Annotated in this window: 8 protein-coding genes and 1 pseudogene; 6 read left to right on the top strand and 3 right to left on the bottom strand. The window is 62.2% G+C overall.

Annotated elements, in window-relative coordinates; all coding sequences use genetic code 11:
• Positions 1-261: 261 nt before the first annotated feature.
• Both AD670_RS32235 and AD670_RS07525 read left to right on the top strand, forming a co-directional pair.
• A pseudogene (locus tag AD670_RS32235) lies at positions 262-801 on the top strand (methyl-accepting chemotaxis protein); the annotation flags it as partial.
• A gap of 65 nt (positions 802-866) precedes the next feature.
• A complete protein-coding gene (locus AD670_RS07525; RefSeq protein ID WP_053129974.1) occupies positions 867-2360 on the top strand; it encodes an MFS transporter in 1494 nt (497 codons plus the stop codon).
• Here the strand turns inward: AD670_RS07525 and AD670_RS07530 are convergent.
• A complete protein-coding gene (locus AD670_RS07530; protein WP_053129977.1) occupies positions 2357-3805 on the bottom strand; it encodes an APC family permease in 1449 nt (482 codons plus the stop codon). The genes AD670_RS07525 and AD670_RS07530 overlap by 4 nt on opposite strands.
• Before the next feature lie 214 nt (positions 3806-4019).
• Positions 4020-4994: a helix-turn-helix domain-containing protein gene (locus AD670_RS07535; protein ID WP_053129978.1), complete on the bottom strand. Its 975-nt coding sequence runs from the start codon at positions 4992-4994 to the stop codon at positions 4020-4022.
• Positions 4995-5185: 191 nt separating this feature from the next.
• On the opposite strand from AD670_RS07535, the gene AD670_RS07540 reads away from it, so the two are divergent.
• The 3 genes from AD670_RS07540 (at position 5186) to AD670_RS07550 (ending at position 8690) form a co-directional block, all read left to right on the top strand.
• Positions 5186-6562, top strand: a complete 1377-nt coding sequence (locus AD670_RS07540) for an aspartate aminotransferase family protein (RefSeq protein ID WP_053129980.1) — start codon at positions 5186-5188, stop codon at positions 6560-6562.
• 27 nt (positions 6563-6589) lie between these two features.
• Positions 6590-8044: an aldehyde dehydrogenase gene (locus AD670_RS07545; RefSeq protein ID WP_053129983.1), complete on the top strand. Its 1455-nt coding sequence runs from the start codon at positions 6590-6592 to the stop codon at positions 8042-8044.
• Positions 8045-8126: 82 nt separating this feature from the next.
• A complete protein-coding gene (locus AD670_RS07550; RefSeq protein ID WP_053129985.1) occupies positions 8127-8690 on the top strand; it encodes a cytochrome b in 564 nt (187 codons plus the stop codon).
• Positions 8691-8754: 64 nt separating this feature from the next.
• Here the strand turns inward: AD670_RS07550 and AD670_RS07555 are convergent, their stop codons facing one another.
• Positions 8755-9507 (bottom strand): alginate export family protein, encoded by a 753-nt coding sequence (locus AD670_RS07555; RefSeq protein WP_256243877.1) that lies wholly within the window; start codon positions 9505-9507, stop codon positions 8755-8757.
• 608 nt (positions 9508-10115) lie between these two features.
• Here AD670_RS07555 and AD670_RS07560 point away from each other — a divergent pair.
• The gene (locus tag AD670_RS07560) at positions 10116-11897 is read left to right on the top strand and encodes a Hint domain-containing protein (RefSeq protein ID WP_256243878.1); all 1782 of its coding nucleotides are present in this window, start codon (positions 10116-10118) and stop codon (positions 11895-11897) included.
• The last annotated feature ends 15 nt before the right edge of the window (positions 11898-11912 follow it).

Here is an 11912-nt window from a genome sequence, read left to right on the forward strand (position 1 = left end):
AGTGCCGACACCTCATCGGGCATTGCCCGTGAAGTCAGCGCCGGCATGCAGCGCCAGTACCGCGAAGTGGAGCTGGCAGCGACCGCGTTGCACGAAATGAGCGCCAGCGCCCAGGAAGTCGCTCGTCACTCCCACAGCGCCGCCGACGCCGCGACGGCCGCCGAAAACGCCAGCCGTTCAGGCCAGGCAGTGTTCTCGGCCGCCGAGCGCAGCATCGAGGCCCTCGATCAACGCCTGGAAACCACCCTGCAGCAAGTCAACGCCCTGGCCGGTAGCAGTGCCCAGATCGGTCAGGTGCTGGACGTGATCAGCGCCATTGCGCAGCAGACCAACCTGCTGGCACTGAATGCAGCCATCGAAGCGGCGCGGGCCGGCGAACAGGGGCGCGGCTTTGCGGTGGTGGCCGATGAAGTCAGGCACCTGGCGAGCAACACCCAGAGTTCGGTCGAACAGGTGCGCACGGTGATCGAGACGCTGCAACAGCTGAGCCAGGCGGTGGTGCACAGCACCCAATTGAGTCGCGAGCAAGCCGGCGGCAGCGTGCTCCAGGTGCAACAGACCCGGGTGGCGCTGGGGCATATTTCCCAGGCCGTGGAGGTGATCGAACAAATGAATCAGCAGATCGCCAGTGCGGCCCTTGAGCAGAGCAGTGTGGTGGACGATATCAGCCATCGGGTCAGCGACATCCGGGGCATCAGCGAAACACTCGCCGGGCGCATGAACGAAGCGTCGAAGGCCAGTGACGCACTGCATCAAATGTCCAATCACCAACAGCAACTGGTCGGGCATTTCCGCGTGTAAAACGTATGCCGTCTTGACTCGGTTACAGTGGCCGCCTTTCAACTCTTCTACATTGAGCACCACCCATGATTTTTCCACGCCGCTGGTTGATCCTCGCGATCATTTCCAGCGCCTTGCTGCTCATCGTCATCGACATGACGGTGCTGTACACCGCCCTGCCCACCCTGACCCGAGAGCTGAATGCCTCGGCCTCGGAAAAACTCTGGATCGTTAACATCTATGCGCTGATCGCCGCCGGCCTGCTGCTGGGCATGGGTACCCTCGGTGACCGTCTTGGACACAAACACCTGTTCATCGGCGGGCTCGGCGTGTTTGGCCTGTTCTCGCTGATTGCGGCGTTCTCACCCTCCGCCGCCGTATTGATTGGCGCACGGGGGTTCCTGGCGGTCGGCGCGGCGATGATGATGCCCGCCACGCTGGCCATCGTGCGGGTGACCTTCACGGATCCGCGCGAACAGGCCATGGCGTTCGGTATCTGGGCCTCGGTGGCGTCAGGAGGCGCGGCGTTCGGTCCGGTGGTGGGCGGCCTGTTGCTGGAGCATTTCTGGTGGGGCTCGGTATTTTTGATCAACGTGCCGATTGTGCTGGTGGCGTTGCTTGTCGGCGTCCTCTTGATCCCGAATCAGCCGGGGGATATGAGCAAACGCTGGGACTGGCTGGGCTCGCTGCAGGTGATGGTCGGCTTGATCAGTGTCGCGTATGCGGTCAAGGAACTCGGCAAACGCACGCCCTCCTTCGAAGGCATGCTGATCGCACTGGTGCTGGGCGCGCTGTTCCTGACGTTGTTTATTCGCCGCCAACGTCGCGCCACTCAGCCGATGCTCGACCTGGGGCTGTTCAAGACCACGGGGTTCAGAAATGCGGTGATCTCGGCCGTGGTGTCCGCCGCAGCGTTGATCGGCATGGAGCTGGTATTCAGCCAACGCCTGCAACTGGTGCTGGGCCTGTCGCCACTGGAAGCGGCGTTGTTCATCCTGCCGCTGCCGTTGGGTTCGTTCATCTCCGGGCCGTTGGCCGGTTACTACCTGCCTCGCCTGGGGAACCAGCGGATGCTGTTCTGGACCCTGCTGCTGTCTGCTGCGTCGATGCTGGCCTACCTGCTGCTGTATGACGCTGCGGTGTACCTGCAACTGATCGTCCTTGCGCTGCTGGGATTTACCATTGGTGCAGCACTGACAGCGTCGTCCAGCACCATCATGCTCAGCGTACCCGCCAACCAGGCTGGCATGGCCGCCTCCATCGAGGAAGTGTCGTTTGAACTGGGCGGTGCGGTGGGTGTAACCCTGGCAGGCAGCCTGTTATCGGCGATTTATGCGTATTCGGCGGGCGTGGTGATTCCATCCTGGCTGACCCGCAACCCTGCGACATTCGACAGTCTTGACGACGCGCTGGTCGTTGCCGAAACGCTGTCGCCCGAAGGCGCTGCCATGCTGCGCGCATTTGCCCGCTCGGCGTTCGACGCGGGCTTTGTCGCGGTGCTGGCGGTGTCGGCAGCACTGCTTTTGATCGCAGCGCTGCTGGTCAAGTTGAGCAGGCAAACACCGCCGGCCACGCCTTAAAGCTTGTGGCTGCCCAACGCCAGGAACCGCTGGGGCGATGCCTTGCGCAGCCGCGCCGCGAGGAATACCCCGCCCAGCAAGGCCAGGGGAATAATCGCGCAGAGGCTGTAGGACAGCAGTCGGCTGGCACCGGTCAGTACGTCGAAATGCACCACCGCCAACACCAGCACCGCCAAGAGCGCCAGGCACGAGAAACCCGGGAAGATCTGCCCGCGCCAGACCCCGACCTGGAGCTGCGGGTGGCGTCGGAAGAACACCAGCACTGCCGCCGAAGTCAGCGCCATCAGCAAGATCACACACAGCGTGGCCAGGTTGGACAACCAGGCAAACAGTTGCAGGATCGGATCGGCATCCAACGCGGCGAAAATCAGCACCACCACGGCCGAGATCAGGCTCTGCAAGGCCGAGCCCATATGCGGGCTCTGGTGTACGCGGTGGGTGGTGCCCAACTGGCTGTGGAGCAAACCGTCACGGCCGATGGCATAGAAGTAACGTGCAGCGGCGTTGTGAAAGGCCAACAGCCCGGCATAGATACTGACCATGAACAGCACACGGATAACCTGGGTCAGTTGCGGGCCGACAAAATGGTCGGACATGCCGTAGATAAACGTGGTCGGATCCTGCAAGGCCTGCAACATCGGCACGATCTTGTCCGCCCCCACGCCCACCACCATCGACCACACCGATAACGCGTAGAAACCACCGATCAGCAACACCGAACAGTACGTCGCAATCGGAATGGTGCGTTTCGGGTCCTTGGCCTCCTCCCCGTAGATGGTCGTTGCCTCAAAGCCGATAAAGGCGGCGAAGCAAAACAGCAAGCCGATGGACGGGGTGCCGCTGAACACTCGACTGCTGGTGAAGGCGTCAAGGTTGATGCCGCTGTCGCCACCGGACTTGAGGATGGCGAAGTCCAGGACCAGGATCGCCAGGTACTCGGCGATCACCATCACCGACAGCACACGCGCCGACAGGTCGATCTTGCGATAACCCAGGATTGCGATGCTGGCCATCGCCATCAGCGAGTAAGACCACCACGGCAGCACCAGGCCGAACGCGGCTTCCATGGTGCCACTGACCACCCCGCCGAACATGCCATACAACCCAACCTGCAGGATGTTATAGGCAAACATCGCCAGCACCCCGGCCGCGCCACCGGCCAGGCCGCCCAACCCGCGTGCGGTAAAGGCGTAAAAGCCACCGGCGTTGGTCAGGTGGCGTGACATGGTGGTGTAGCCCACGGAGAACGCCAGCAGCACCAGCAAGGCGAGGATCAGCAACGCCGGGGTCCCTGCCCCGTTGCCCAGCATGATACCGATGGGGAAGCCGCCGGCGATCACACTCAGCGGGCTTGCCGCCGACACCACGAAGAAGATGATAAAGCCCACACCCAGGGCGCCACGCTTGAGCTCCGTGGAGCTGTTGATCGAGTTGGATACACTCATGTTATTGACCTTATTGTATGAGGCAGTCGCTGCAGGATCGGTGCAGCCGGCGGTTCACCGGCACCGAATAGCTTGTCGTTCTTGTTGCACGCTGGCACTGATCCTATGCCTGCCCTGCAACGTGCCGGTATCCCAAATCGGTAACGCAAGCACCCACGGCGAAACACCCGCCTCTCCCAAGCAGGCTGTATCCGGTCTTTGCAGATTTTTTCGTTCAGGCGCGCGCGTAAGCGGCGATGGCTGCACGGGCGGTATGGGACGGCAGCTCTGCAAACAGCTCCTGGTACTCCGCCGCGAAATGGCTCAGGTGATAGAAGCCCCACTGGGCGGCGGCATCACCAATCGTCAGCTCGCAGGCACGGGTGGACATCAAGGTGCGGCGTACGCCGTTGAGCCTTACAGAGCGCAGGTAATTCAGCGGAGTGGTCTCGGCGACCGAGCGGAAGCTGTTCTGCACCGTACGCCGACTCACCTGGAGACGCTCGCACAAATCGATCACGCTGGGCACGTTGATCATTTCGGTGGTCGCCAGGCGGTGGCATTTCTCGACGATAAAACTGCGCGTGGAACTGGGGCTGCGCTGGTGCTTGTCGCACGCGGGGTCGATCATCAGTTGCAACAGCTCACTGAGCATGGCCTGCTCCAGCGCTACCTCGCGCGCTCGATCCAGCGTGCTATCGAGGTCTTCGTGCACCAGTGCCTGGGAGAAAAGCGCCAGCAATCGGCGCCGAGCCTGGGCAAATCGCTGGGGGGAAACCCTGATCACCGGCTGGCGCAGCAACCGATTGAGGTCCTTGGCTGAAGCGGTCTGCTCCAACGCCTCGTCGAATAAGTCACGCTCAAAGGTGATGGACAGCAACTCCATGCCCATCGGCATATGGAACATGAACTCCTCGCCGCCGTGGAGAAAGAACAGGCTGCTGTCATCCACCTCGCGCCCCTGCATGCGAATCGAACCCGGGACGTTGATCGGCACGGCAAAGCACATCTTGTCGCGGGGCGCCACGCCGTTCTGCACCACGCGCTGGTTGATCTGTTCGAGAAACAAGTGACAACCGGTTGTCGTCAGTTGCATCAGCGAGCTCTCGGCGCAGCCGGCGGTTAACTGGCTGTAGTCCTGGTTCCACTGCTGGATGGTGGCTGCATGCACGTGGACATCTCGAAAATGGCTGATCGTCTGGTTTTTCATTGGGTCGTGTACCTCTACCAATATTCTTGTTTTTAGATCGCCTATGGGCTTGATAGTCGCACATAGCACAAATCGTGGAAATTGTTTATGCGCTGGAATGCATGCATCTCATGTGCCGATTCGGGCTACCGGCCTGGAACCGGCGCCGGAGATGATCGGCACACTTAAATAGACATTCCAGAGAGACCGTCATGAGTGAAGCCAAACTTCAATCCCTGCACTTCGCGGATGCCCCGCGGATTATCTCCGGCGAACTGCCCGGCCCCAAAACCCGCGAAGCCCTGGCGCTGTCGGCGAGTACCGAGTCGATGGCACGCGGCGGCGGACGCATGCCGATCGCCATGGACCGCGCCTTCGGTGCGACCTTCAAAGACCCGGACGGCAACACTTACATCGACCTGTCCGCCGGCGTCGGTGTCAGCAGCGTAGGTCGCTGCCACCCCAAAGTGGTGCAGGCGATTCGCGAACAGTCCGAAGTGCTGATGCACGCCCTGGAAATCAACAGCACCCGGCGTACCGAGCTGGCTGCCAAGTTGTCCGAAATCGCGCCCGAGGGGTTGCGTGGCGACTGCATCACCTTCTTCACGCAAAGCGGCAGTGATGCCCTGGAAGCCGCGATCAAGTTCGCCAAGCGCATCACCGGGCGGCACCAGATCATCGCCTTCCACGGTGGCTACCACGGTGTGTGGAACGCTTCGGGCTCGCTGACCACCGGCACGGCCTACCGCAAGGGCTTTGGTGCGCAGATGGGCGGCGTGATTCACGCCCCCTACCCTTACGCCTACCGCTTCCCCTTCGACACCACCCACAAAAGCGCCGAGCAGATCGCCGGCGAGTACATCGATTACCTGTTGAACACGCCGTACACCGCCGCCGATGACGTGGCGGCCGTGATTGTGGAACCGGTACAGGGCGAAGGCGGCTACGTGCCGCCTTCGCCGGAATTCCTGCAATTGCTGCGCAAGGCCTGCGACCGCAGCGGCACATTGCTGATCGTCGATGAAGTGCAGTCCGGCGCCGGTCGCACCGGCAAAATGTGGGCGGTCGAACACTCCGGCGTGAAGCCCGACATGCTCACCTTCGGCAAGGGCATCGGCAGCGACCTGCCCATGGCCGGCCTGATCATGCGCTCGGACCTGGCAGCGAAAATCCCCGACGGTTCCATGCCTAACACCTTCGCCGCCAACTCGTTGTCGGCTGCCGTGGCACTGACCAACATCAGCATCCTCCAGGACCCTGAACTCGACCTGCCCAGCCGTGCCCACACCCTGGGGCTGGAAGCTCAGGCGCATATTCGCGGCTTCAACAGCCCGTTAGTCGGTGAAGTGCGCGGGCGCGGCCTGATGATCGGTATCGAACTGATCGAAGACCCGCTCACCAAGGCGCCCCTGCCGGGCGAAAAGATCGGCCAACTGATGGGCTATCTGCTCAACCACGGCGTGCTGATGATTCCCTGTGGCCGCTACAGCAACGTGATGCGTGTCATGCCCTCGCTGACGATCTCGCGTGAGCTGTTCTTCAAGGCACTGGACATCTTCGGCGACGCCCTGGCTTCCCTCAAAGCATGATCCTGCCCATTACTCAAGGACCGCAAAATGACTGAGCACTTGAATCATTTCATCGAAGGTGCGTCCTGCGAAGCCTTCGACCGTCGGCGCATCGATCTGGTCAACCCCGTGACTGAACAGGTGTACGGCAGCTCCGCACGCGGCACACGCGAAGACGTGGACCGTGCCGTGGCGGCTGCACGCCGGCAACTCGACGGCGGCGAGTGGAGCCAACTCGACGGCGCCCAACGTGGCCGACTGCTGTCGAAACTGGCCGACCTGGTGGAGCGCGACACCGAGCTGCTGGCGGATCTCGACGCCAACGCCATCGGTCGCTCCCCCATCGAGCCGCGCCGGATGGACCTGCCCAACGCGATTGCCAACCTGCGCGCCGCCGCTGGCTGGGCCAACCAGCTTGAAGGTCGCACCATTCCCACCGGTGGCTACTTCGGCACCAAAACCCTGTCGTACACGGTACGCGAGCCCGTCGGCGTGGTGGGTGCCATCGTGCCCTGGAACTCGCCGCTGATGATCACGGCGTGGAAGCTCGCCGCGTTGCTAGCGGCGGGCTGTACCGTGGTGGTCAAGCCATCGGAAGAAACCCCGCAGTCAGCCTTGCAACTGGCGCTGCTGGCGCAGGAAGCGGGTTTCCCGGACGGCGTGATCAACGTGGTCACCGGCTACGGTAACGAAGTCGGTCGCGCCCTGTGCGAACACCCGGATATCGCCAAGATCAGCTTCACCGGCAGCCCCGAGGCCGGGCGTGAAATCCAGCGCACCGCCGGTGTGTTGTTCAAGCGCGTGGCCTTGGAATTGGGCGGCAAGAGCCCGCAGATTGTGTTCGACGATGCCTCCTTCGAGGACGCCCTGCGCGGCTGTACGCTCGGTCTGTTCGCCAACCAGGGCCAGGTGTGTGCGGCCGGTTCGCGAATCCTGGTGCAGCGCAGCCTCGCCGAACGCTTCGGCGCCGCGCTGGCCGAGGCCGCACAGGCGGTGACCGTGGGCGACCCTCGCGAGCCCGGCGTACAGATGGGCCCCGTGGCCAAGAAGGCGCAGTTCGATCGTGTCAACCGCTATATCCAACTCGGCATCGACCAAGGCGCAACGCTGTTGGCGGGCGGCGTCTCGGCCCCTAAGAAAGGCTGGTTCGTGCGTCCGACGATCTTCGCCAACGCCCGCAACGACATGGAAATCGCCCGGGACGAGATCTTCGGCCCCGTCGGCACACTGATCACGTTCGACAGCGAAGACGAAGCGATCGCCCTGGCCAACGACAGCAGCTACGGCCTCGCGGCCACCGTCTGGACCAGCGACCTGGTCAGAGCGCACCGCGTCGCGGCAGCGGTGAAAGCCGGCGCCGTGGGCATCAACTGCTGGAGCCCATTGGACGCCAACCTGCCCTGGGGCGGCGTCAAGACCAGCGGTATCGGGCGTGAAGGTGGGTTCAGCGGTGCACTGGCCTACACCGAGGAGAAAGTCATCACCGTGCTGCTGCCGGCCTGAGTGCAGCGCCTACCCTGACCGAGCCACCCTCCAACGTTGAGGGTGGCCATTCAACCGTGCATCGCTCCGTGGAGAGCCTGATATGAACCCAATAGATCAACCGACAATCGATCGGTACCCGACCTCCCTGCGCGTGTTGCACTGGGTGCGTGCCGTGCTCGTCCTGGGCCTGCTGTGGGTCGGCTGGCACATGACCGGCATGAATGATGAAGTGGCGAGCAAATACGAGCTCTATTACCCGTGGCACAAGTCCTTCGGGGTGTTGACGTTCCTGGTGGTCCTGACTCAGCTCGCCGTGCGTTTTCGTACCCCCAAGCTGCCGCAGCCGCTGGAAACCCTGGCGGGGTATGAACGGCTCCTGTCACGCCTGACCCAGCGCGTAATGTACGTGCTGTTGGTGATCGTGCCGTTGATGGGCTACTCCATGTCGAGCACCTACACGATGAGCGACGGGGTGTTCTTTTTCGGGGTTAACCTGCCGGAACTGTTGCCAAAGAATGACGATTGGTTTGCGGTGTTCCAATGGCTGCACAAAGTCCTCGCCTATACGTTGCTGGTCCTGATCGTGTTGCATGTGGCGGGCGCCCTCAAGCATCGCTTCTACGACCGCGACCCGCGCAACGACGTGTTGCGCCGCATGCTCTGAATGGATGAGGCGTTGACGCAAAACGTCAACGCCTGCGGGACCTGCAACAGCCTTTAATGACGACTCAGAACGTCACCCACACAATGAACTGCATGTACGCGTTGGTCGACGCGCGGCCGCTCTGGCCGCCACCGTTGCCAAACCATTTCTCGGGCTTATAGAGGCCGATCAAGGGCGAAAGCGTGACGTTATCCGTGACCATCCAATCCAGGAACAGATCCACCTCCCGCGCGGCGAAATCCCGCTCATTGCGACGGGACAGTTGGTGGTAGTCGAAGGCCATCGCGTTCAGGGTCAATTTCTCGGTTGGCCGGACTGAAAGCAGCACGTCGTTGATCTGCATATTCGAGGTCACCGAACCGGCGTAGTTGGCTGCGATTTCTCCCTGGTAGCGTTTGCGAAAGCCGCCCTGGAACAGGAAATCCCAGCCTTCGGAATAGCGCGAGTAGCGATAGCTGACCGTCGTCTGCCATTGCACATCGGCGAAGGTGTAGCCGGCGTCGAAGAACATTGCCCGCTGTGAGCCGGAACGTTTTTCCTGGCGAGCCACCTCGAATGCGAAGTCGGCGTTTTCAATCCCCGCGTTGCCCTGCCCACGAATGCTGTAGACGTTCATGCCCTTGCGTTCAAGCCGATCCGCGAAGGCATATTTCTCATCCACATCCAGGCCGTGAATATAGGTCGAACCGATCGAGCCAATGGGTGTGGTGTAATCGAGAGTGCCTACCGCCAGTTCGGTCTTGGACTGGCCGGGGTTCTCGGACTTCAGCCATATCAGGCTGCCGTGCAGCCCCTCCTTGCCGCCCAGTTTCAGCACCGCCGTGTTGCCAAACGCCAGGCGCTGCCCAAGGCGTCGTCACGATCGGCCTGCCCCGAGCCGGCTGGTGGGGCATTGCAGCGCTGAACATCGGTGCGACTAAGACCTACAAAGGCAAACCGCTGTCCCAGGACGCGGTGCTGTGGATCCAGGCCAAGGATATGAAATAACGTGCTACCGGGCAGGGTTCCAGGTTAATGGGACCCTGTCCTGCCCGCCGTCCGTGCAGGTCGCGCAAGGCTGTCCTGGCTGTCGCCCCCTGACATTGGGAGGACTTGAGCGCCAAGCTGTTACGCGCACAGTTCGAGCGACGACAATCGCTGTGAGCAGTGCCAACATCGCTCGCGATTCAACGCTGGGAAATTGCATCCTCGCGTAGGCTTGATCCAGGGGGGATTCGCGTAAATAAGCGATTGGCTCAGGCGCCCTGAAATATTCATTTGCAGTTTCCAGCCCCGCAACTATATTCCTGACGTCCGGCGCTCACATGGATTAGGCACTCGGTGCAGTGAGCCGCTCGCTACCACCTCAGGGAAGACATCATGGCGACTCGCGATTTCGTTCGAGCTGTACGTCACGCTTTTCTCACACTGGCCCTGGTCGCTCCCATGGCTGCCACTGCGGTCCAGGCCGCGAACAAGGATGCTCCCCCCAATGTGCTGAGTGCCGAGGCCAGGGCCGATATCAAAGCCCTCGACCTGGAAGTCGAGCCGGGCATCGCGCACCGCCTCGACCTGGCCAATCCGCTGCATTATCGCTACATCCTCGACACCTACAAACGCGCCGGGAAAACCCCTGAGAACTCGCCCCAGCTGTTCAAAACCCTGGAAAACGGCCGTAACCTCGGCCTTGCCGATCTGAAGAAAAGCGGCACCCAACCCCTCAAGGCTCAGGCAGTGAGCAGCGAGAACGGCCCCGACGGGATTGAGAACCTCAACTTCATCGCCACCTTTTCCCAGGACAACGGTGCGACGTCGTCCAATACCCAGGCCAAGGCGCTGACTGCGACCGCCAGCCAGCCGGGCTATCAGGCCACCGGGGTGTCCTCGGTGGTCGGCGGCACCACCGCCAGCAATATCGTCATGGAACTGTATGAGGTCGAAACCGGCACGGTCTACGCCAGTAAATCGCTCTCAGAGTACAACCAAGGCACCGACTTTCGCGTCCAGGTGGAAGGCCAGGTGCCTTCAGCAGACGGCAATTCGACCACCAAGGCCAAGGCACTGTTCTACTACTTCCCGAAAAGCGCCGGGCCGGATGGTCCGCCGGTGATGTACACCCAGACCTACCAGGACACCGTCAACCCGACCAGCGCCTGTCTCGACAAGCCGAACTACTGCGTGCGTGACAATAACGGCAACTGCACCGGCAGCTACCAAACCAGTTGCACCAACACCAAGGCCAATACCACGCCGATCAAGCTGTGCTGGTACCGCGGCAGCCAGGGTGAGTGCGATTACTGGAATCCCACGGCGCACCCGACCAACTTCGTTTTCCCGCTGTCGGGCTCGGCGACCTTCCCCAATACCGTGGTCAATCCCGCAGCCGGGGTGACCTCGATCTATCTGCAGAACCCCACGGGCGGCGGTTGCAAGGTGTACTTCCAACAAACCGGCGGCCTCGATCCGCAGTACTGGAAGGTCGACGGCCAGACCATTTCCTGGAGCTATCCGGCCTCGGCCTTCCCCAATACCGGTAACTGCATCGGCTACTACGACGGCACCGCAGCCAACCTGTGGGTCATCGCCTACATCTCCCTCAACGGCAGCAGCACCCAGGATCCGCCTTTCGGCACCCTCAACTTCACCAGCGACCGCAGCAACATCGGCGTTCCGGGCGTGAGCATCATCCCGCCGCTGTACATCATGCAGGGTTGCCTGGCCGAAGGCACCGAGATCACCCTGGCCGACGGCAGCAAGCGCGCGGTCGAAGCCTTCACCGGCAAGGGCGGCGAGTCGGTCAAGAGCGCCGACGGCGCGAGCAGCGAAGTGCGCGGTACCACCCAGGGCACCGAGCCGCATCCAATGATCCGCATCAAGACCGATGCCGGGCAGAACGTGCTGGTTACCCGTACCCACCCGATGATCCTGACCAACGGCCTGCCGGCCCAGGCTCGTGCGCTGCGCGTCGGCGACGAGCTGAAAACCCTAGAAGGCAGTGCCGTCATCACCTCCCTCACCCACGAGCAGTACACCGGGAAGGTGCACAACCTGCTGACCCAGCCGTACCCGACCTCCGGCACCTACTACGCGGGTGGCCTGCTCACTGGCGACGCCAACATGCAACAGGCGCTGGCCACGGTGAACAGCCGTCCGCCACTGCGCAGCCCGGCGGAAATCCGCGCCACCCTGCCCAAGGAGTGGTTGCAGGACTTCGATAACGACCAATGACGCCCGCGCGGGGAA

Origin of the sequence: Pseudomonas sp. MIACH, assembly GCF_001269925.1 — a bacterium.
Classification (GTDB): Bacteria; Pseudomonadota; Gammaproteobacteria; order Pseudomonadales; family Pseudomonadaceae; genus Aquipseudomonas.